Origin of the sequence: Neobacillus rhizosphaerae (assembly GCF_937468385.1) — a bacterium.
In the GTDB taxonomy this organism is placed as follows: Bacteria; Bacillota; Bacilli; order Bacillales; family Cytobacillaceae; genus Neobacillus; species Neobacillus rhizosphaerae.
Genome location: NZ_CALBWS010000009.1, coordinates 1 through 21,941, shown reverse-complemented (window position 1 = coordinate 21,941; position 21,941 = coordinate 1). Strand labels below are relative to the sequence as shown.

The following is a 21,941-nucleotide window of genomic DNA, read 5'->3' as shown; positions in this document are numbered from 1 at the left end:
GATTTCCTTAATTTTCCGTATACTAGTAAAACATAGATTTGAGGAGTGGACTTGATGAATCTAAAAACGCATTTTTTTGACAGGTGGGAGGGGACTCGCATCATTCATGATGATGAGCAAGCAGCTGAAGACCTTGCAGTAGAACTGCTTTCAAATATCCCCAAAGTGACAAGTCGGCCAATTGTGTTTGTTTGTATTGGGACAGACCGCTCTACAGGGGATTCATTAGGACCACTTGTTGGGACCCTTTTAGAAGAGAAAGACATGAAATCATTTTATGTGTATGGGACTTTAGATGAACCGATACATGCTGTTAATCTTGCAGAAAAAGTCGCAGAAATCAATACAAAACATGTTAATCCCTATATTGTTGGCATTGATGCCTGCTTAGGGCGAATTAAAAATATCGGTATCATCCAAGTGGGGAATGGCCCCGTCAAGCCAGGAGCAGGAGTAAATAAGGAGCTTCCTGCGGTAGGAGATATACATATCACTGGCATCGTCAATGTTAGCGGATTTATGGAGTTTTTCGTTTTGCAAAACACCCGCTTAAACCTTGTCATGAAAATGGCGAAGACGATAGCAGGCGGAATTTACAAAGCAAGCCTGCTCTATCCAAAGCAACGCTGGAACGACTTAAAATGGTTAGAAGAAGAGAAGACAAACTAAAAAAGAGCAAGGGTTGTTGATAATGCCACTTGCTCTTTTTGTTTCCATTTATTGGAATATAATTGGATACCAATAGATAATTGTTACAATAATTCCCGTTACAACTATACTTGGAAGGAGGTTTGCTACCTTAATTTTTGCTATTCCAGATAGATTTAAGCCTATTGCCAAAATCATAATCCCCCCAGTTGCCGTCATCTCAACCATAAACTGATCCATTAAAGCTTGAGGAACAAACTGATCAATTTGGGTGGCGAATAAGGCGATTAACCCCTCATAAAGAACGACAGGAATGGCGGAAAAAATGACCCCGATTCCAAGAGTAGTGGTTAAGATTAACGCTGTAAAGCCGTCGATTAATGATTTTGTGTACAACACGTCATGATCGCCGCGGATGCCGCTGTCAAGGGCACCGATTATGGCCATTGCACCGATTACAAAGATTAACGTAGCGGTCACAAACCCTTCCGAGATGCTTCCATTTCCATTTGAACCAACCTTATTCTCCAGCCATTGGCCCAAGTCATTTAACTTATCCTCTAATTTTAATAATTCCCCAGCAACCGCTCCGACTACGAGGCTAATGATCACAATCAAGAAATTTTCGCTTTTTAAGCCCATCTGCAGCCCCAATACCATCACGGACAAGCCAATCGCATACATGACCGTCACTTTCATACCTTCAGGGATGCGGTTTAGCATTTTCCCAATCAATGTGCCGACAATAATTAACAGTCCATTTACAAGTGTTCCTAATAAAAACATCGTGATTTCACCTGTTTTTCGCCTCTCGAAATAGTAATAGTATTAAACTATCATGTTTCATTTTTATTGAAAAGAAATATCTAAAAAAAATAAACCATCCCCACGATGGTTTATCCCGTATTAACAGGCAGTAAGACTCCCACTAATTTAAGTTTCACTTTATAAAGAATCCTCATGATCAAGTATTTCTAGTATTCGCTCTAGATCATCCTGTGAGAAAAATTCAATTTCAATTTTCCCTTTGTTTTTGTTTTGTTTAATATTCACTGTTGTACCAAACCGTTCACGGAGGGAGTGCTCCCGCTCCTGCAAAAATACATCCTTTTTCTTTTCCGGTTTTTTTGTTTCACGTGAAACATTTTCATTCAGTTGCTGAATCAGTTTCTCTAACTGCCGGACATTTAGCGTTTCATTAACAATCTTTTCTACTAAAGCTGGCAGCTTTGCCTTTTGCCTAAGACCCAATAAAGCACGGCCATGGCCCATCGATATTTTTCCCGTTGAAATCAATTCCTGGATTTTTGGAGAGAGGGAAAGCAGCCTGATGTGGTTGGCTACATGTGGCCGGCTTTTGCCTAGACGCTTCGCTACCTCTTCCTGTGTGAGCTTCAACTTCTCCATTAACGTTTGATAAGCTAGTCCCTCTTCAATCGGATTTAAATCTTCCCTTTGCAGGTTTTCAAGGACGGCTAATTCCATCATTTGCTGCTCGGTAAGCTCACGGACTACCGCCGGTACCTTTTCAAGCTTGGCCTCCTTGGCAGCACGAAATCGTCGTTCTCCAACAACAATCTCATAGCCTTTTATACTTTTTCTAACAACAAGAGGCTGTAAGATTCCATGTTCTAAAATTGAATCCTTTAGTTCGTCGATGGCTTCCTGTTGAAAGGTTTTTCGAGGCTGATAGGGGTTAGGTCGCAGATCCTTAAGCTTGATTTCTTGGACAGTTTCTTCCTTCCCTACATCTGTAAAAAATGCATTAAGGCCCTTTCCTAAACCTTTAGCCATTGGCGACCACTTCCTTTGCTAAATCTAAATACACCTCAGCCCCGCGGGATTTGGAATCATAAGAAATGATTGGTTCCCCATGGCTTGGAGCTTCACTTAGACGCACATTTCTTGGAATAATGGTTTTATAAACTTTATCTTGGAAGTATTTCTTTACTTCCTCAATAACTTGGATGCCAAGATTTGTTCTCGCATCAAGCATGGTTAATAAAACGCCTTCAATTTTCAAGTCCTGATTTAAATGCTTTTGTACCAGCCTAACCGTATTTAATAATTGACTTAAGCCTTCAAGCGCATAATATTCACATTGAACAGGAATTAACACCGCATCAGAAGCCGTCAATGCATTAATGGTCAATAACCCCAGTGATGGCGGACAGTCAATAATAATATAATCAAATTGATCTTTGACTTCTTCAAGAGCACGTTTTAGGCGAACCTCTCTTGAAATAGTGGGAACCAATTCAATTTCAGCTCCTGCTAACTGAATAGTGGCCGGAATGGCATATAAATTCTCAACAGAGGTTGGTTTAATTACATTCTTGGCTTCCACATCGTCTACTAAAACATCATATATGCACTGATCTACTTCTGCTTTTTCAATGCCAATCCCGCTTGTTGCATTGCCCTGTGGATCTGTATCTACTAACAAGACCCGGTTCCCTATATATGCTAAGCAAGCGCCTAGGTTGACAGAGGTAGTTGTTTTGCCGACTCCGCCTTTTTGATTCGCAATTGCAATGATTTTGCCCACGTTGTCACCTACCCTTTAATTCTTTAAAAATATTATTCTCAAATTCTATCAAAAGTGGCGTTAATAATATCAATTATCCACCAAAAATTGCGGAAAGTAAAATTCCATTCCCTTATTTTATCATGAAATGAAATGGTTGTTGTTTTTTTTCTAAAAATATTCCCTTGATTCATTTGGCCGCTTTTTTCCAAAGGGATGGATGGGAGGAGATAAAAAAATAGGGACCAAACAAAAAGTTGTTTGATCCCATGGCTATATTTGTATATATATTTTATTTTTTCTTTGGAATCCGAATAGTAAATTGGTAAAATTCGTCAAATTCTTGTTCTTCAGCGTCAAGATTAATCCCGCTGTCCGTGACCATTGTTAACGATTGACGAATGGTATTTACCGCGATTCTCATATCTTTACTAAACGCCTTTCTTTTCGGCTTTGGTTTTTCATTTTTTTGTTCAAGCAGCCTGACGACCCGTTCTTCTGTCTGCTTGACATTCAAATTTCTTTCGATGACTTCTGCTAAAAGCGTCACTTGTTTTTCCGGATTTTTTAGCGGAATTAGTGCCCGGGCATGGCGCTCGGTAATAATTTTATTTAATAATGCCTCTTGAATCTGCTGCGGTAATTTAAGTAGCCTCAGCTTATTGGCGACGGTTGACTGCCCTTTACCTAGTCGCTGCGCTAAAGCCTCCTGAGTCAAATTGTGCAGTTCCAGCAGTTTTCCATATGCGTGAGCTTCTTCAATCGGAGATAGCTCTTCCCGTTGTAAATTCTCAATAAGGGCAACAGATGCGGTTTCGGTATCGGATAAATTTTTAATAATGGCTGGAGCTTCGGCCCAGCCAAGTTTTTTCATCGCACGCCAACGACGCTCCCCCGCGATGATTTCATATTTATCGACCGCAAATTCCCTGACAACAATCGGTTGGATGATGCCATGTATGTGGATTGTCCGTGATAATTCTTCAATTTTGTCTTCATCAAATACCGTCCGCGGCTGGAAACGGTTCGGAATAATTTGGTTAATAGGTATTTTTTTTATTTCCTCGTTTCGTTCTATCTCCAGCTCTTTCTCAAGCTCAACCTCTTGTTCTCCCTTTTCGCCGAGGCCAAAAAAGCGTGTAAACGAACTCTTCAATCCCCCAACACCACCTTTACGAAACTCCCTATTACATATTCTCTATGCAATGATAATCTTCCTGCTAAGGATACCATTTTTATATTAAAATTGTTAGTTTTACAAAATGAGTTAATTCTCAATAACGTGCATTAATGTTTAGCCTATTCGATTGGTGCCTTTCCAGGTGTCCCTGGCTTCCTAGGGTATTTCTTAGGCGTTTGTTTTTCCTTTTTTATAAGTAAGATTGTTCGTTCACTGCCTTCTAGCGGCAATGTAAAGGTGAACACTTCTTCCACTTTGCCGCCAAGAGTAGAAATTGCCTTTTGACCCATCTCTAATTCATCCTTGGCATGAGCTGCTTTCATGGCAATAAAATGTCCGCCCACTTTTGAAAGCGGTAGGCAAAGTTCCGTTAACACCGACATTCTTGCCACGGCTCGTGCCGTTACGACATCAAAGCTCTCCCGATAATGTTGGTTCACCCCGAAGGTTTCAGCCCGGTCATGAACAAAATGGACATTTTCTAATTTTAATACGTCAGCAAGATGGTTTAAAAACGAAATCCGCTTATTAAGTGAATCCACAATCGTCACTTCAAGCTGTGGAAAGACAATTTTTAAAGGAATGCTCGGGAACCCGGCACCAGCCCCGACATCACATAGATGAAAGGGCTTGGTAAAATCATAATAAAATGCTGCTGTAATCGAATCATAAAAATGCTTTAAATATACATCTGCTTTTTCAGTTATGGCTGTTAAATTCATTTTTTCATTCCACTCAACCAATGTCACATAATACTGTTCAAACTGGTCAAGCTGCTTTTCAGTCAGGATAATTCCCTTTTCTTGTAGACTGGATTGAAATTGTTCGATATTCATTCATTAATCCTCGCTTATTGTCAAGCTACAGCGCCCAGCGGCTAGAGTAATACCGCAAAACGGGTACTTCCGCTTTTCTTATTATTCATTTGAAATTCTCGCCACCCGTCCATGTTCCAAGTAGACAAGTAGAATGGAAATGTCCGCTGGGTTTACCCCAGAGATTCTCGATGCTTGGGCAAGCGATAACGGTTTGATTTGTTTTAACTTTTGCTTAGCTTCCGTTGCTATTCCTGAAATGGCATCATAATCGATATTCTCAGGGATTTTCTTATCTTCCATCTTCTTTAAGCGCTCGACCTGCTGCAGCGATTTTTCAATATAGCCCTGATATTTAATTTGTATTTCTATTTGTTCCTTTATTTCATCGTCCAAAAGAGTCTCAGACTTCGTAAGAGTTTCAAGCAATTCATAGGTCATCTCCGGCCTTTTTAACAAATCGGAGGCACGGATTCCATCCTTAAGTTCACTGCCGCCAATGCTGCGAATCAGTTCTTGAACATCTGGAGAAGGTTTTAAAATCACAGAAGATAATCTTTGTCTTTCTGCTTCAATTGCTGACTTTTTCGCTAAAAATGCCTCGTAACGGTCATCACGGATTAGGCCAATTTCATGTCCTACTTCTGTTAACCGGAGATCGGCATTATCATGACGCAATAAAAGTCGATATTCTGCTCTTGAAGTTAATAATCGATAGGGCTCATTTGTCCCTTTTGTAATCAAATCATCTATTAAAACGCCAATATAGGCATCAGAGCGGCTTAACACTAATTGCTCACGTCCTAAGGCATTTAAACCACCATTTATTCCGGCCATTAATCCCTGACCTGCTGCCTCTTCATATCCGGAAGTACCATTAATTTGCCCTGCTGTATATAGGTTTTTTACCACCTTTGTTTCAAGAGTCGGCCATAGTTGAGTTGGAACCACTGCGTCATACTCGATTGCATAACCAGCTCGCATCATTTGGGCATTTTCGAGCCCAGGGACCGTTTTGATTAATTGCTGCTGGACATCCTCAGGTAAGCTCGTTGATAATCCCTGCACATATACTTCTTTTGTATTTCTTCCTTCAGGTTCGAGGAAAATCTGATGACGCGGCTTGTCATTAAAGCGCACGACTTTATCTTCAATGGATGGACAATATCGTGGTCCTGTTCCTTTGATCATGCCGGAATACATAGGTGATCGGTGCAGATTCAAATCAATTAACTGATGTGTCCGTTCATTTGTATAGGTTAACCAGCACGGAAGCTGGTCGGTAATATACTTAGTCGTTTCATAAGAAAAAGCTCTTGGAACTTCATCGCCTGGCTGAATTTCCGTTTTGCTGTAATCAATCGTATTCCCATTGACCCGTGGTGGGGTTCCTGTTTTAAATCGCACCAATTCAAAACCAAGTTCTTCTAAATGCTCTGAAAGCTTAATGGATGGCTGCTGATTGTTAGGACCGCTTGAATATTTCAATTCACCAAGGATGATTTCTCCACGTAAAAAGGTACCGGTGGTGATAATGACTGTTTTTGAACGGTAAGCAGCACCTGTCTTGGTTATAACCCCCCGACAAATCCCATCCTCGACAATCAATTGCTCAGCCATGCCTTGGATTAGGGTTAAATTAGCTTCTTCTTCCAATGTTTTTTTCATTTCATGCTGATAAGCAAATTTATCGGCCTGTGCCCGTAATGCCCTGACTGCCGGACCTTTACCAGTGTTCAGCATCCGCATTTGGATATAGGTTTTATCAATATTTTTCGCCATCTCACCGCCAAGGGCATCAATTTCACGAACAACGATGCCTTTCGCCGGTCCGCCGACAGAGGGGTTACATGGCATAAAGGCAACCATATCTAGATTTATCGTGATCATTAATGTTTTTGCGCCGAGCCGTGCCGCCGCAAGGCCCGCCTCACAGCCTGCATGGCCGGCACCGATGACAATGACGTCATAGCTCCCTGCTTCGTATTGTTGCATGTTGATCCTCCTTTTCTGTAAAAAACAGAAACGCTGCTTCCTCAATATAAATATTTACTATCCGTCATGGCGTTTATAAACCAAACGCTCATGAGTTTTTTTTAAAAGATAAGAAAGAATAAAAATTTGAATTTGAGATTTGTCCAGCCCTTACGTCGCTGAACAGGGCGCTTGCGCTTTTCTTATTGTCCAGCGCAAGCGCCCTAGCGACTAGAGTGCTTCCTTCACCTCCCTACGATAAGTCAACATCGGTTCACTTCCGTTCACCGTGTTTCCTTTATCTCAGTCGGTTCAGTCCAGCCCTTACGTCGCTGAACAGGGCGCTTGCGCTTTTCTTATTTCCCCAAACAAAACTGTGAAAATAGCTGGTCAATGAGACTTTCATGAACGCTGTCACCAATGATTTCGCCAAGCAATTCCCATGTTCTCGTTAAATCAATTTGCACAATATCAATTGGAGTACCTATTTCGACCCCTTCAATTGCTTCCTCGATGACCTGCAAGCTTTGATGTAGCAAAGCAATATGGCGGCTGTTGGATACGTAGGTCATATCGCCCGCTTCAAGCGAACCGGCAAAAAATAATGCAGCAATTGCTTCCTCCAGTTCATCCACACCTTGATCTTCTAATAATGAAGTTGTGACAATTTTATGATCCTTTGCCAATAGCTTTACCCGCTCCATATCAATTTGCCGCGGCAGGTCTGTTTTATTAACAATTACGATTGTATCCATTCCTCGAACAACCTCAAATAAATTTTCATCTTCGACGGTCAGCATGTCTGAGTAATTCAATACAAGCAAAATTAAATCAGCTTCTTTTAAGACCTGACGAGAACGCTCGACGCCAATCCGTTCGACGATATCCTCTGTTTCCCTGATTCCGGCCGTATCCAAAAGTCTAAGCGGCACACCGCGGACATTCACATACTCTTCAATGACATCACGGGTTGTCCCTGGAATATCAGTAACAATAGCCTTATTTTCCTGTACAAGGCTATTTAATAACGACGATTTCCCGACATTTGGGCGCCCAACAATTACGGTAGACAAACCTTCTCGTAGTATTTTCCCCTGCTGTGATGTTTGCAAAAGCTTATTTATTTCATCTCGGACGAAATGGGCTTTTTCATTGAGCATTTTATGGGTCATTTCCTCGACATCATCATATTCCGGATAATCGATATTTACTTCGACATGGGCAAGGATCTCCAAGATTTCTTGGCGTAATCTGCGGATTAGCTTCGATAATCTTCCTTCCATTTGCCCAAGTGCCATATTCATGGCCCTGTCCGTTTTTGCTCTAATTAAGTCCATTACCGCTTCTGCCTGAGATAAATCAATTCGTCCATTTAAAAAAGCCCGTTTCGTAAATTCACCGGGTTCAGCCAATCTAGCACCATTTTTTAAGACATGTTGCAGTACTCTATTCACTGACACGATTCCACCGTGACAATTAATTTCGACTACATCCTCTTTCGTAAAGGTTTTCGGTCCCTTCATGATAGAAACCATTACCTCTTCGACCACTTGGCCGGTTTTTGTATCAATTAGATGCCCATAATGAATCGTATGCGACGCCATTTTCGTGAGCTTTTTACCGCCAATGCTTTTAAAGAGCTTGTCTGCTATTGGAATAGCATCCTCTCCACTTAAACGAACAATAGCAATGGCACCCTCCCCCATTGGCGTCGATATCGCCGCAATTGTATCAAACTCCATCTAATTCACCTCACATAAAAAAATCCATCTATATATTAAAAATGACTGTTTCACCAAAATACTAGAATACCACATCTTTTTCTGTTTCAACCAAGCAAATTATCCACAACTTAATAATATCCATGTATTATTTTAACTTATCCACATGTGAATAACAATAAAACAAGAAAACCGAACAAAGTTATAAACAGGTAAATATTTTGAAAGCAAATTTGGTAACTGGGTAAACAAAAACACCCTCCCAAAAGGAAGGATGTCTTTGTTATTCAATTTACCTTTTCACTGGTGCAATCACAATAAACCGATGTGGTTCTGATCCATCTGAAAATGTCTTTATACGCTTATCTTCGGATAAAGCGGTATGAATTACTTTACGCTCATAGGAAGGCATCGGTTCTAGGGTGACATCTTTTCCTGACTTAACAGCCTTTTGGGCCAGGCGATGTGCTAATTGAATAAGCGTTTCACTTCTTCTATTTCGGTAATCCTCAGCGTCCAGGATAACAGTTAAATATTGATTCGAAAAGCGATTAATGACTAATTGGGTCAAATACTGCAGCGAATTAAGTGTTTGACCTCGTTTGCCAATTAAAAGAGCAATCTTTTCCCCAGTCATCACAAAGTACACCTGTTTACCATCGCGTTTAATTTCTATATCCGCTGGTGCCCCCATTTGTTCACTTACTTGAGTTAGAAACTTCTTTGCTTCCTCAAGCGGATCAAGAATGACTGTTACCTTTACAACAGCTGGACGTGAACCAAAAATACCAAAAATGCCTTTTTTTCCTTCATCAATTATATCTACATCTGTGCGGTCTTTCGTTGTCTGTAATTGAGCTAAAGCTGATTCTACTGCTTCTTCGACAGTTTGTCCTGTAGCAGTTACCTGTTTCACTTCTTTGCTCCTCCCACATTACCGGTAGCTTGCGCCCTAAGATCCGGTCCTTTTATAAAATAGGTTTGCAAAATCATGAAAATATTTCCCACAACCCAGTACAATGAAAGGGCTGCTGGGAAGTTAAATGCAAAAAAACAAATCATTATCGGCATCATCCATACCATCATCGCCATTTGCGGATTTTGTTCCTGTCCGGCCATCATCATTTTTTGCTGGATAAAGGTAGTAATACCTGCAATAATCGGCAAAATATACAATGGATCTTTTGTCCCTAAATCGAACCATAAGAAGCTATCTTGTGCGATTTCCCTTGTCCGTGAGATTGCATGATAAAAACCAATTAAAATAGGCATTTGAACGATTAATGGGAAACAGCCAGCCATTGGATTGACACCATGCTTTGAAAAGAGTGCCATCGTTTCCTGCTGCAGCTTTTGTTGTGTCTTTTGATCTTTTGAGCTGTATTTTTCTTTAAGTGCTTTCATTTCCGGCTGCAGAGCCTGCATTGCCTTGGAGCTTTTTGTCTGCTTGATCATTAGCGGCAAAAGAACTAATCGGATTAAAACCGTAACAACGATAATCGATAATCCAAAGCTTCCGCCAAGCAAATGAGCAACCTCTTTAATTAACCAGGACAATGGATAAACAATGTATTCATTCCAAAAACCCGTACTTTGTGCATTAATCGGCTGCTTAATCTCACTGCATCCTGTTAAAAATAGGAATACAGAAAGCATCCCGAACAAAAGTAATATTCGTCTTTTCAACCAACTTTTCCTCCTTATAGTCTATATATTGGAAATTTCATGAATCACACTCATTATGTAAAGATTTTCTTTCCAAATATTTCATTGGTATTTTATCATTTTTCTAAATGAATTGTCTTCATTCCACAGCTATATTTTGATTAAATCGTAAACATTTACGCTTACTGCTATTTTTTTAAGACCTTTCCGACCTTTAAGACATGAGTTAAACTCTTTTTCACCTCAAAAAAGTCCATTTCAGCAGTGGGCTTCCTCGCAATAATCACATAATCATTCCCAGAAGCTAATTGATCGTTCAACTCAAAAATAGCTTGTCTAACATACCTTTTGATTCTATTCCTTGTTACAGCATTTCCAATCTTCTTACTGACAGACAGTCCGATACGAAAAAAGTCCTGCCCCTCTTTTTTTAATGAATAAACAACAAATTGCCGATTGGCAAACGAATAGCCCTTCTGAAAGGCTGCTTGAAAGTCTTTATTTCTTTTTATTCGGAACTCTTTCTTCATATAAACACCTTCAGTCCTGGTTGGCTCCATGTAATGATTCCATTTCTACTATAACCGTTAGTTGTATTCATTATCTTAAGTTGTAAAAATTTCATGGCCGAAAAGGACTTCACTTTCCTAAAAAAGAGGGTTAACTGCTTAGTTACCCCCTATGATTAGAAAAAAGACCACTGAGACGTTTCAGTGGTCTAAGCTGATAATACTTTTCTTCCCTTTTGACGACGACGAGCAAGAACCTTACGTCCATTTGCTGAACTCATACGACTGCGGAAACCGTGAACCTTACTATGTTTACGACTATTTGGTTGATATGTTCTTTTCATTATATGACACCTCCCTGAGGAATAGCTATCGAATGTAAATGACAGTCTTAACTATTATAAAGATGAGAGCATAATATTGTCAACCACTCACAAAATATTGTTTTACATTTCCAATTTTTTTTGAACATGTATTAGCTCATTTTTAGACAATCTAAACCTAAATAAAAAATCGGATCTACAGACGGAAATTATTTTTTCTTTGGACTTTGAAAAATGTCCTATTCGAGCGCCAGCTTCTAGTGACTTCGTACAAAGGAAATTTCCACTTTTTTATCCTGTGGATAAAAAATCGACATGTTTTGCATTATCCACACAGGATATTGACAGGTTTTTCACAAAAGAAAAGCTTGTGGACAATTTTCATGCACACAATGTTACAGTTGTGGATAAACTTCGAAAAATCATTGCGCGTCTTGTTATTATTTGATATTATATTTGTGTTTTCACTCTTAATAACTTTATCCCGAATAAATGTTATCCACAAATTGTGGATAACATGTGGACATGTTATCCTGTTACTCTGTAAAAACTTGTCCACAAGGGGTGGATATTGTCGAAACTCCACATTATTTCCTTATATATGTTTTCCACAACCACTGTTTCGTATATTAATAAAGTAATAGGCTGGATTCTGTTGTTTGACAGCCATTTTCACGGAACTTTAGTTACAATGGTTACCCGGTTGCGAAGAGAATACTCCGTAAATGATTAAAAACTTTTGGAGTTAGACAGTAAATACTACAAAATGCCATTTAAATAAAGAAAACTCGCCGGGCAAACCGTTTGGCGGTTCATGAGGCGTAGTTGCGCTTATGTCAGATAGGAAAGTTATCCTTTCTCCTATCGACAAAACTAATTATGAAAGAAGGAGGGACATTAGTTGGAAAATATTGCGGATCTTTGGAATGCAGCGTTGGCTAATATTGAAAAAAAGATAAGCAAGCCTAGTTTTGATACTTGGCTCAAGTCGACAAAAGCTCATTCCCTTCAAGGCGATCTGCTTGTCATCACGGCGCCAAATGAATTTGCACGTGATTGGCTGGAAGAGCGTTATTCTCAGTTAATCTCTGGAATTCTCTACGAAATAACCGGAGAAGAACTTTCAGTAAAATTTATCATTCCGCAAAATCAAAAAGAGGAAAATCTTGACCTACCAACGCCCCCAAGAAAGGCAAAAAAAGATGATGATCATGCTGATTTTCCGCCAAACATATTAAATCCAAAGTATACATTTGATACGTTTGTTATTGGCTCTGGCAACCGATTTGCCCATGCAGCCTCACTTGCGGTAGCAGAAGCGCCAGCAAAAGCATACAATCCCCTCTTTATTTACGGTGGAGTAGGATTAGGAAAGACACACTTAATGCATGCGATTGGTCATTATGTCTTAGACCATAATCCTGCTGCAAAAGTGGTTTATTTATCGTCGGAAAAATTCACCAATGAGTTCATTAACTCGATTCGTGACAACAAAGCGGAGAATTTCCGCAATAAATATCGAAACGTGGATATCCTGCTAATTGATGATATTCAGTTTTTAGCTGGAAAAGAATCAACACAAGAGGAATTTTTCCATACATTTAATGCTTTACATGAGGAAAGCAAACAAATTATTATTTCTAGCGACCGGCCGCCAAGAGAAATTCCAACATTGGAAGACCGCCTGCGCTCACGGTTTGAATGGGGATTAATTACCGATATTACGCCTCCAGATTTGGAAACAAGAATTGCCATTCTGCGAAAAAAGGCAAGGGCAGAAGGCTTAGATATTCCTAATGAAGTAATGCTTTATATTGCCAACCAAATTGATTCAAATATTCGTGAACTTGAAGGAGCGCTCATCCGTGTTGTCGCCTATTCTTCATTAATCAATAAAGACATCAATGCCGATTTAGCTGCAGAGGCATTAAAGGATATTATTCCAAGCTCCAAGCCAAAGGTGATTACGATTCTTGAAATTCAACGGACTGTGGGCGAACACTATAGTATTAAACTTGAGGATTTCAAGGCAAAAAAGCGGACAAAATCTGTCGCCTTTCCAAGGCAGATAGCAATGTATTTATCACGTGAATTAACAGATTACTCTTTACCTAAAATAGGAGAAGAGTTTGGTGGACGGGATCATACGACGGTGATTCATGCCCATGAAAAAATTTCAAAGCTGCTGCAAACCGATTCGCAGCTGCAAAAGCAAATGAAGGAACTAAACGAACTGTTGAAAATTTAATCATATTGTGAATAACTGCTTATGATTTACACACAGTCTGTCCACATGTGGATAGGCTGTGTTTCTATTAAAAATAGCAGTTATCCACATACTAACAGGCCCTACTAGTACTTCTACTATTTTTTTTAATAAATAATATTATATTAACTGCTTTTAAAAATATGCTTAACGGAGGATAAAAAATGAAATTTATAATCCAACGCGACCGCTTGGTACAGAGTGTTCAAGATGTTATGAAGGCTGTCACGTCAAGAACAACGATTCCAATCTTAACGGGAATTAAAATTACAGCAACTGCAGAGGGAGTTACCTTAACTGGAAGTGATTCTGATATCTCGATTGAATCCTTTATTCCTAAAGAAGAAGGAGGAGATGAAATTGTTGAAATCAAACAATCTGGTGCCATCGTACTCCAAGCAAAGTTCTTTAGTGAGATAGTAAAAAAACTTCCAACCGATTCAGTAGAAATTGAAGTATTAGGGTCACTTCAAACGGTTATCCGTTCTGGTAAATCCGAATTTAATCTAAACGGACTTGACGCAGAGGAATATCCTCACCTTCCGCAAATTGAGGAAAATAATAAATTTCATATTGCAACCGATCTATTAAAAGCAATGATTAGACAAACCCATTTTGCTGTGTCCACCTCTGAAACACGGCCCATCTTGACAGGTGTCAACTGGAAGATTGAAAATGGTGAACTAAACTGTATTGCAACAGATAGCCATCGTCTCGCACTAAGGAAGTCCAAAATCGAAACAGAAAATAATGCAAACTATAATGTTGTCATTCCTGGTAAAAGCTTGAATGAATTAAGTAAAATCATTGATGACTCCAATGAACTAATTGATATTGTCATTACCGAAAATCAAATTTTATTTAAAGCGAAGCATTTATTATTTTTCTCAAGATTGTTAGAAGGTAATTATCCTGATACATCCAGATTAATTCCATCTGAAAGTAAAACAGAGGTTATTGTCAATACGAAGGAATTCTTGCAAGCTATCGATCGTGCATCCCTGCTTGCTCGTGAAGGAAGAAACAATGTTGTTAAGTTTTCAACCATTGAGGACCGAACCATCGAAATTTCCTCGAATACTCCTGAAGTTGGAAAGGTAATCGAAGAGATTCAAAGCCAGTCCATTGATGGCGAAGAATTAAAGATTTCCTTTAGTGCGAAATACATGATGGATGCCCTAAAAGCACTTGAAGGTACAGATATCAAGGTTAGTTTTACGGGGGCAATGCGTCCATTCGTGATCCGCCCACTTCATGATGAAACAATTTTGCAGTTGATTTTACCGGTGAGAACCTACTAAATTTTAAACTCCCACATATGCCGCCAGTTTTTAATTGGCGGCTTTCTTACTAATATAAAAAATTTAAAACAATGGACTCTGAGAATTATCCAGCGCTAGCGTTTTTCTTGATATATGCGATAATATTTTTCTTTCGGCTTTCCTTTGTATCCTGCTGGTTTTTTTAGTAAAATAAAGTATTGAGACCATTTTAGAAATGAGGGTGACGACTGTGCCTGAAAAAATAAAGCTAGATACGGAATATATTACATTGGGGCAATTTCTAAAATTGGCTGATGTAATTCAAACGGGCGGTATGGCAAAATGGTTTTTAAGTGAACATGAAATATTTATCAATGGTGAGAAGGACCAAAGAAGAGGAAGAAAACTTCGTACAGGTGACAAAGTCCAAATTGCTGGCTTTGGGGAGTTTGTGATTACCGAGTAGCTAAAGGATGCGTTTCCCATGTATATAGAAAAGTTAGCGTTAAGAAATTATCGGAATTACGAAGAGTTATTCGTCGAATTTGAAAATAAAGTAAATGTCATCCTAGGTGAAAACGCCCAAGGGAAAACAAACGTCATGGAATCCATTTATGTGTTAGCGATGGCGAAGTCACACCGAACTTCGAATGATAAAGAACTTATTCGCTGGGACCAAGAGTATGCTAAAATAGAGGGTAGAGTTCAAAAACAGCACAGCTCTTTGCCACTGCAATTAGTTATCTCCAAAAAGGGAAAAAAGGCAAAATGTAACCATATTGAACAGCAACGGTTAAGTCAATATGTCGGAAATATGAACGTGGTTATGTTTGCACCTGAAGATCTTAACATTGTAAAAGGCAGCCCGCAGGTGCGAAGACGGTTTATCGATATGGAAATCGGGCAAGTATCCCCCATTTATTTACATGATATGAGTCAATATCAAAAAATACTTCAGCAGCGCAATCATTATTTAAAAATGATGCAGATAAAAAAGCAATCGGATCAGACTATGTTGGAAATTCTAACGGAGCAATTTATTCAAGTGGCCGTGAAGATTGTAACCAAAAGGTTTGAATTTCTCCGGTTACTGCAGAATTGGGCGAAACCGATTCATCAAGGAATTTCAAGGGGTTTAGAATCGCTTGAAATTACCTATAAGCCCTCTGTTGAGGTATTAGAAGATCAGGAATTGTCGAAGATGATAGCAAGCTTTGAGGAAAAGTTTGCAAAAGTCAGAGGAAGGGAAATAGAACGTGGCACAACCCTGTTTGGCCCCCATCGTGACGATTTGTTATTTTTTGTCAATGGTAGAGACGTGCAAACATTCGGTTCCCAAGGCCAGCAGCGAACAACGGCCCTATCGCTAAAACTTGCTGAAATTGAATTAATCAATAATGAAATTGGTGAGTATCCAATTTTACTCCTGGACGATGTTTTATCGGAATTAGACGACTTTCGGCAATCCCATTTACTTAATACAATTCAAGGGAAGGTCCAAACCTTTGTGACGACAACAAGTGTCGAAGGAATTGACCATCAAACATTAAAAGAAGCCTCAACCTATATTGTTGAGTCCGGCGTTATAAGAAAAGCGTAAGTGCCCGTTGGGCGCTGGAGCTAGACAATAAGAAAAGCATAAGCGCCTTATCGTCCCTAGGCGGTGAAGCTAGATAGTAGAAAGTTAATTGAGGTGGAGCATGTATATTCATATCGGGGAAGATCTTAATATAAGGGCGAAGGACATTATTTCCATATTGGATAAAGAGAGTGCCAACCAGTCGGACTTGGTAGAAGAATTCTTAAATTTCCATAAAGAAAGAGTAATCAATTTGTCCAAAAACCCTTTTAAGTCGGTCATTATTACATATGACAAAGTTTATTTATCCCCGATTGCTTCTGGAACCTTAAAAAAACGCTCAAACTAAAAAAATATACAGGAATTATAAGATCACTATTGACTGAAAGGAAAGTTATACTTTCCTTTCAGTCATAAGGGCAACTACCTCTCTGTCTTCGCCTTTAGGGGCTAGCCAGTCGGTGAGTTTTCTATTTGATTAAGTACGAAAATATAGATGTATTTTTGTCAGAAGGTGCAGGTGAACAAGCATGACTATGGAACAAAAAGCAATCGAACAAGAAGCATACGGTGCGGATCAAATTCAGGTGTTAGAAGGACTGGAAGCTGTTCGGAAAAGGCCTGGTATGTATATCGGATCAACCAGCAGTAAGGGTCTCCATCATCTTGTTTGGGAAATTGTGGATAATAGTATTGATGAAGCGCTCGCTGGCTTCTGTAACGAAATTAATGTCATTATTGAAGAGGACAATAGCATTACGGTTAAGGATAACGGCCGTGGTATCCCAGTTGGAATCCAAGAAAAAATGGGCAGACCAGCAGTAGAAGTCATCATGACTGTTCTCCATGCGGGCGGTAAATTTGGCGGTGGCGGTTACAAGGTTTCCGGCGGTCTCCATGGTGTAGGTGCTTCAGTTGTTAATGCCCTCTCCACCGAGCTTGAGGTTTATGTTCACCGTGATGGTCAAATTTACTTAATCAAATTTGAACGTGGAGTGGTCGTTTCAGAATTAGAGGCAATTGGAACTACCGACCAGACGGGGACGATTACCCACTTTAAACCAGATGGTGAAATTTTTACTGAAACATTAGTTTATGAATATGATATTCTCGCAACTCGTCTTCGTGAACTTGCCTTCCTTAATCGAGGAATAAAGATCACCATTGAAGATAAGCGTGTTGAAAATAAAAGGAATGAATATCACTATGAAGGCGGGATAAAGTCATACGTTGAACATTTAAACCGCACGAAGGAAGTCATTCATGATGAGCCTATTTACTTTGAAGGAGAACGCGATGGTATTAGTGTTGAAGTAGCCCTCCAATATAACGAGGGTTATACAGATAGCATTTACTCATTTGCGAACAATATCCACACCTATGAAGGCGGAACACATGAATCAGGTTTTAAAACGGCGCTGACAAGGGTAATTAATGATTACGCTAGAAAAAATGGTTTGATTAAAGAAAGCGATACAAATCTATCTGGTGAGGATGTTCGTGAGGGAATCACAGCAATTGTCTCAATCAAGCACCCTGATCCGCAATTTGAGGGACAAACGAAAACGAAACTGGGAAACTCTGAAGTCAGAGCGATAACAGACACTGTTTTTGCCAGCACGTTTGAAAAGTTCTTGTTAGAAAACCCAACCGTAGCAAGAAAAATTGTCGATAAAGGCTTAATGGCGGCAAGAGCAAGATTAGCTGCCAAGAAAGCAAGGGAACTAACACGCCGGAAAAGTGCATTGGAGGTTTCTAGTTTACCTGGAAAATTAGCTGACTGTTCTTCCAAAGATCCTTCTGAAAGTGAAATATATATTGTTGAGGGTGACTCTGCGGGCGGATCAGCGAAGCAAGGACGCGACCGGCATTTCCAAGCAATTTTACCATTGAAGGGAAAAATCCTTAATGTTGAAAAGGCTCGTCTTGATAAAATTCTTTCTAACAATGAAGTTAGGGCAATGATCACAGCAATTGGAACAGGCATCGGCGAAGATTTCGATATTGCTAAGGCTCGTTATCATAAAATCGTCATTATGACGGATGCAGACGTCGATGGTGCTCATATTCGAACACTTATCTTAACGTTCTTTTACCGTTATATGAGAAAACTTTTGGAAGCTGGATATATATTTATTGCACAGCCACCATTATATAAAGTTCAACAGGGTAAACGGGTGGAATATGCTTATGGTGACAAAGAGCTGGATAAGATATTCGCAGAGTTGCCAAGTACTCCGAAGCCTAATGTCCAACGTTATAAAGGTTTAGGTGAGATGAATCCTGAACAATTATGGGAAACAACGATGGATCCTGCTAAAAGAAGCATGCTTCAGGTTAGTCTTGAAGATGCGATTGAAGCAGATGAAACATTTGAAATGTTAATGGGTGAAAAAGTAGAACCACGCCGGAACTTCATCGAAGCAAATGCACAATACGTGAAAAATTTAGATATATAGAAAAGCGTTAGAGCTAGAAATAGGAAAAAGGGGTAGAGGGGTAACCACTATCCTCCTTTTTTCGTTTACCTAGATTGCAGGGTGGCCATCATTACCTCTCGGCACCCAAAACAGGAGGTTCCAAATATGTCTGAAACGCCAAAATCTCAAGTAAAAGAGATCAATATCAGTCAGGAGATGAAATCATCCTTTCTTGACTATGCCATGAGTGTTATCGTCTCGCGTGCCCTTCCAGATGTTCGTGATGGATTAAAACCTGTTCATCGTCGAATTTTATATGCTATGCATGATCTTGGAATCCATGCGGACAAACCTTATAAGAAATCTGCCCGTATCGTCGGTGATGTTATTGGTAAATATCACCCTCACGGTGATTCTGCTGTTTACGAAACAATGGTTCGTATGGCACAGGACTTCAACTATCGTTACATGCTCGTAGATGGACACGGGAACTTCGGGTCTGTTGACGGAGACGCAGCAGCTGCAATGCGATATACAGAATCGAGAATGTCAAAAATCTCGATGGAATTATTAAGAGATATTAATAAAGATACGATTGATTATCAACCAAACTATGATGGCGAGGAAAGAGAGCCTGTCGTCCTACCAGCCCGTTTTCCTAACCTATTAGTTAACGGAACAACTGGAATTGCCGTGGGTATGGCGACCAATATCCCGCCACACCAGCTTGGAGAGGTTATTGATGGAGTGTTAGCCATCAGTCATGACCCGGAAATGACAACACAAGAGCTAATGGAAATTATCCCTGGACCTGACTTCCCAACCGGTGGGATAATCTTAGGCAGAAGCGGTATTCGTAAGGCTTACGAAACAGGCAGAGGGTCAATAACAGTTCGTGCTAAGGTAGAAATTGAACAAAAATCGAATGGCAAAGAAGTTATCATTGTTAAAGAGCTTCCCTATCAAGTTAATAAAGCAAGATTGGTTGAAAAAATTGCAGAACTAGCTCGTGATAAAAAAATTGAAGGTATTACAGATTTAAGAGATGAATCCGATCGCAAAGGGATGCGGATTGTCATCGAAGTCCGCAAAGATGCGAATGCAAATGTCCTCTTAAATAATCTATATAAACATACAGCCCTTCAAACCAGCTTTGGAATCAATACATTAGCCTTAGTAAATGGACATCCAAAGGTGTTAAGCCTGAAGCAATGTTTAGTCCATTATTTAGATCATCAAAAAGTGGTTATTCGCAGGCGGACGGAGTTTGAGTTACGTAAAGCAGAGGCAAGAGCCCATATTTTAGAAGGCTTACGAACTGCGCTTGATCATTTAGATGCAGTTATTTCGCTTATCCGTAGTTCACAAACAACGGATATTGCACGCGCAGGGTTAATGAGCCAATTCAATCTTTCTGAAAAGCAGGCACAGGCAATTCTTGATATGCGTTTGCAGCGTTTAACAGGCTTGGAAAGAGAAAAAATTGAAGAGGAATATCAAAACCTTGTGAATCTAATAGCAGAATTAAAAGCTATTTTAGCAGATGAGGAAAAGGTTCTTGAAATCATTCGAGAAGAATTGCTTGAAATTAAAGAACGCTTTAATGATAAGCGCCGCACTGAAATTGTGGCGGGTGGAATTGAAAATATCGAGGACGAAGACTTAATTCCACGCGAAAATATTGTTATTTCTTTGACCCACAACGGTTATATAAAACGTCTTCCGGTTTCCACCTATCGTGCCCAAAGACGCGGTGGTCGTGGTATACAGGGGATGGGGACAAATGAAGATGACTTTGTCGAGCAACTCATTACAACTTCGACACATGACACGATTCTATTTTTCACTAATAAGGGTAAGGTATATCGCACAAAAGGCTATGAAATACCGGAATTTAGCCGGACAGCAAAAGGGATTCCAATTATTAACCTTCTCGGCATTGAAAAGGGAGAATGGGTGAACGCAATCATTCCAGTCGAAGAATTTGTCGATGATTGGTCCTTATTCTTTACCACAAAAGAAGGTATCTCTAAACGATCACCGTTAACATCGTTTGCTAATATTAGGAACAATGGTCTAATCGCCTTGAGTTTACGCGAGGGGGATGAATTAATCTCCGTCCGACTAACCGATGGCAGCAAGCACATGATTATTGGGACGAAAAATGGAATGTTGATTCGTTTCCCTGAAACGGATGTAAGATCAATGGGACGAACTGCAACGGGCGTAAAAGGGATAACGCTTGATAGTAATGATGAAGTTGTTGGGATGGAAGTATTAGAAGAAAACAATGATGTACTTATTGTAACCAAAAATGGATACGGCAAACGTACACCTGCCTCAGAATACCGGATCCAAGGACGTGGTGGTAAAGGTATTAAGACCTGCCATGTAACAGAGAAAAATGGAGACCTGGTTTCAATGAGAGCTGTCACAGGTGAAGAAGATCTCATGCTTATTACGACTGGCGGTGTCCTCATTCGGATTGATGTAGCTAGTATTTCTAAAATGGGCCGAAACACTCAAGGTGTCAAACTCATTAGTATAAAGGAAAGTGAAAACCAATTTGTAGCAACAGTCGCTAAAGTTGAAAAAGAGGAAGAAGAAGAAGATCAAGAAATTAATCGCATTGATGAAGATGAAGCCATTCTTGATGAAAATCAAGATGGTAGCACACCCAAGAGCGAAGAATAATGAGTAGGAAGGAGCACATAATCTGTGCTCCTTTTTCAATACTTCTTGTTATAAATGCGGTCGGCTGCTATAATCATCTAAGTCAGCAAATCGTTTCTAAAATAATTAACGTAAAAAACAAAAAAACTTGTTGACTTACAATAGGGTAGATGATATATTTATTAAGTCGCTTACGGGCGATAGAGAATTTTGTCCTTTGAAAACTAAACAAACAAAGACGTGTAAACAAACAATAACTATTAGTTTCAATTGAAACTAAGCCAACGTAACTTTTATGAGCTAATCAACTTTCTTGGAGAGTTTGATCCTGGCTCAGGACGAACGCTGGCGGCGTGCCTAATACATGCAAGTCGAGCGA

The 21,941-nt window shown here is 39.7% G+C and carries 19 protein-coding genes and 1 rRNA gene; 9 read left to right on the top strand and 11 right to left on the bottom strand.

Annotated features, from left to right (window positions below; all coding sequences use genetic code 11):
• The first annotated feature begins 54 nt into the window (after positions 1-54).
• Positions 55-669, top strand: coding sequence for a spore protease YyaC (gene yyaC, locus M5A78_RS09110; protein WP_248734966.1), 615 nt, complete (start codon positions 55-57; stop codon positions 667-669).
• Between the two features lie 48 nt (positions 670-717).
• Here the strand turns inward: yyaC and M5A78_RS09105 are convergent, their stop codons facing one another.
• The 11 genes from M5A78_RS09105 to rpmH form a co-directional block, all read right to left on the bottom strand.
• Positions 718-1,434, bottom strand: coding sequence for a DUF554 domain-containing protein (locus M5A78_RS09105; RefSeq protein WP_248734965.1), 717 nt, complete (start codon positions 1,432-1,434; stop codon positions 718-720).
• A 159-nt stretch (positions 1,435-1,593) separates the two neighbouring features.
• Positions 1,594-2,442 (bottom strand): ParB/RepB/Spo0J family partition protein, encoded by an 849-nt coding sequence (locus tag M5A78_RS09100; protein WP_248734964.1) that lies wholly within the window; start codon positions 2,440-2,442, stop codon positions 1,594-1,596.
• Positions 2,435-3,196, bottom strand: a complete 762-nt coding sequence (locus M5A78_RS09095) for a ParA family protein (RefSeq protein ID WP_248734963.1) — start codon at positions 3,194-3,196, stop codon at positions 2,435-2,437. Before M5A78_RS09095 ends, M5A78_RS09100 begins: the two co-directional genes overlap by 8 nt.
• A gap of 271 nt (positions 3,197-3,467) precedes the next feature.
• Positions 3,468-4,331, bottom strand: coding sequence for a nucleoid occlusion protein (noc, locus tag M5A78_RS09090; RefSeq protein WP_248734962.1), 864 nt, complete (start codon positions 4,329-4,331; stop codon positions 3,468-3,470).
• 143 nt (positions 4,332-4,474) lie between these two features.
• The gene (rsmG, locus tag M5A78_RS09085) at positions 4,475-5,191 is read right to left on the bottom strand and encodes a 16S rRNA (guanine(527)-N(7))-methyltransferase RsmG (protein ID WP_248734961.1); all 717 of its coding nucleotides are present in this window, start codon (positions 5,189-5,191) and stop codon (positions 4,475-4,477) included.
• Between the two features lie 81 nt (positions 5,192-5,272).
• The gene (gene mnmG / locus M5A78_RS09080) at positions 5,273-7,165 is read right to left on the bottom strand and encodes a tRNA uridine-5-carboxymethylaminomethyl(34) synthesis enzyme MnmG (RefSeq protein WP_248734960.1); all 1,893 of its coding nucleotides are present in this window, start codon (positions 7,163-7,165) and stop codon (positions 5,273-5,275) included.
• 335 nt (positions 7,166-7,500) lie between these two features.
• Complete coding sequence (gene mnmE / locus M5A78_RS09075; RefSeq protein WP_248734959.1) at positions 7,501-8,886, bottom strand: tRNA uridine-5-carboxymethylaminomethyl(34) synthesis GTPase MnmE; 1,386 nt, start codon at positions 8,884-8,886, stop codon at positions 7,501-7,503.
• A gap of 271 nt (positions 8,887-9,157) precedes the next feature.
• A complete protein-coding gene (gene jag, locus M5A78_RS09070) occupies positions 9,158-9,781 on the bottom strand; it encodes an RNA-binding cell elongation regulator Jag/EloR (RefSeq protein WP_248734958.1) in 624 nt (207 codons plus the stop codon).
• Positions 9,778-10,551, bottom strand: a complete 774-nt coding sequence (gene spoIIIJ / locus M5A78_RS09065; protein WP_248734957.1) for a YidC family membrane integrase SpoIIIJ — start codon at positions 10,549-10,551, stop codon at positions 9,778-9,780. The genes jag and spoIIIJ overlap by 4 nt, the downstream gene beginning before the upstream one ends.
• A 167-nt stretch (positions 10,552-10,718) precedes the next feature.
• Positions 10,719-11,060 carry a ribonuclease P protein component gene (gene rnpA, locus M5A78_RS09060; RefSeq protein ID WP_248734956.1) on the bottom strand — a complete coding sequence of 114 codons (342 nt, stop codon included), beginning with the start codon at positions 11,058-11,060 and terminating at the stop codon, positions 10,719-10,721.
• Between the two features lie 188 nt (positions 11,061-11,248).
• The gene (gene rpmH, locus M5A78_RS09055; RefSeq protein ID WP_024031040.1) at positions 11,249-11,383 is read right to left on the bottom strand and encodes a 50S ribosomal protein L34; all 135 of its coding nucleotides are present in this window, start codon (positions 11,381-11,383) and stop codon (positions 11,249-11,251) included.
• 880 nt (positions 11,384-12,263) lie between these two features.
• Here rpmH and dnaA point away from each other — a divergent pair.
• The 8 genes from dnaA to M5A78_RS09015 form a co-directional block, all read left to right on the top strand.
• Positions 12,264-13,610 carry a chromosomal replication initiator protein DnaA gene (gene dnaA / locus M5A78_RS09050; protein ID WP_248734955.1) on the top strand — a complete coding sequence of 449 codons (1,347 nt, stop codon included), beginning with the start codon at positions 12,264-12,266 and terminating at the stop codon, positions 13,608-13,610.
• A 182-nt stretch (positions 13,611-13,792) separates the two neighbouring features.
• The gene (gene dnaN, locus M5A78_RS09045) at positions 13,793-14,929 is read left to right on the top strand and encodes a DNA polymerase III subunit beta (protein ID WP_248734954.1); all 1,137 of its coding nucleotides are present in this window, start codon (positions 13,793-13,795) and stop codon (positions 14,927-14,929) included.
• A 211-nt stretch (positions 14,930-15,140) separates the two neighbouring features.
• Positions 15,141-15,356 (top strand): S4 domain-containing protein YaaA, encoded by a 216-nt coding sequence (gene yaaA, locus M5A78_RS09040; protein WP_248734953.1) that lies wholly within the window; start codon positions 15,141-15,143, stop codon positions 15,354-15,356.
• 18 nt (positions 15,357-15,374) lie between these two features.
• Positions 15,375-16,490, top strand: a complete 1,116-nt coding sequence (gene recF, locus M5A78_RS09035; RefSeq protein WP_248734952.1) for a DNA replication/repair protein RecF — start codon at positions 15,375-15,377, stop codon at positions 16,488-16,490.
• A gap of 100 nt (positions 16,491-16,590) precedes the next feature.
• Positions 16,591-16,818 carry an extracellular matrix regulator RemB gene (remB, locus tag M5A78_RS09030; RefSeq protein ID WP_248734951.1) on the top strand — a complete coding sequence of 76 codons (228 nt, stop codon included), beginning with the start codon at positions 16,591-16,593 and terminating at the stop codon, positions 16,816-16,818.
• A 187-nt stretch (positions 16,819-17,005) separates the two neighbouring features.
• Positions 17,006-18,928 carry a DNA topoisomerase (ATP-hydrolyzing) subunit B gene (gene gyrB, locus M5A78_RS09025; protein ID WP_248735051.1) on the top strand — a complete coding sequence of 641 codons (1,923 nt, stop codon included), beginning with the start codon at positions 17,006-17,008 and terminating at the stop codon, positions 18,926-18,928.
• 126 nt (positions 18,929-19,054) lie between these two features.
• Positions 19,055-21,583, top strand: coding sequence for a DNA gyrase subunit A (gyrA, locus tag M5A78_RS09020; protein WP_248734950.1), 2,529 nt, complete (start codon positions 19,055-19,057; stop codon positions 21,581-21,583).
• A gap of 289 nt (positions 21,584-21,872) precedes the next feature.
• Positions 21,873-21,941 (top strand): 16S ribosomal RNA (locus M5A78_RS09015); the annotation flags it as partial.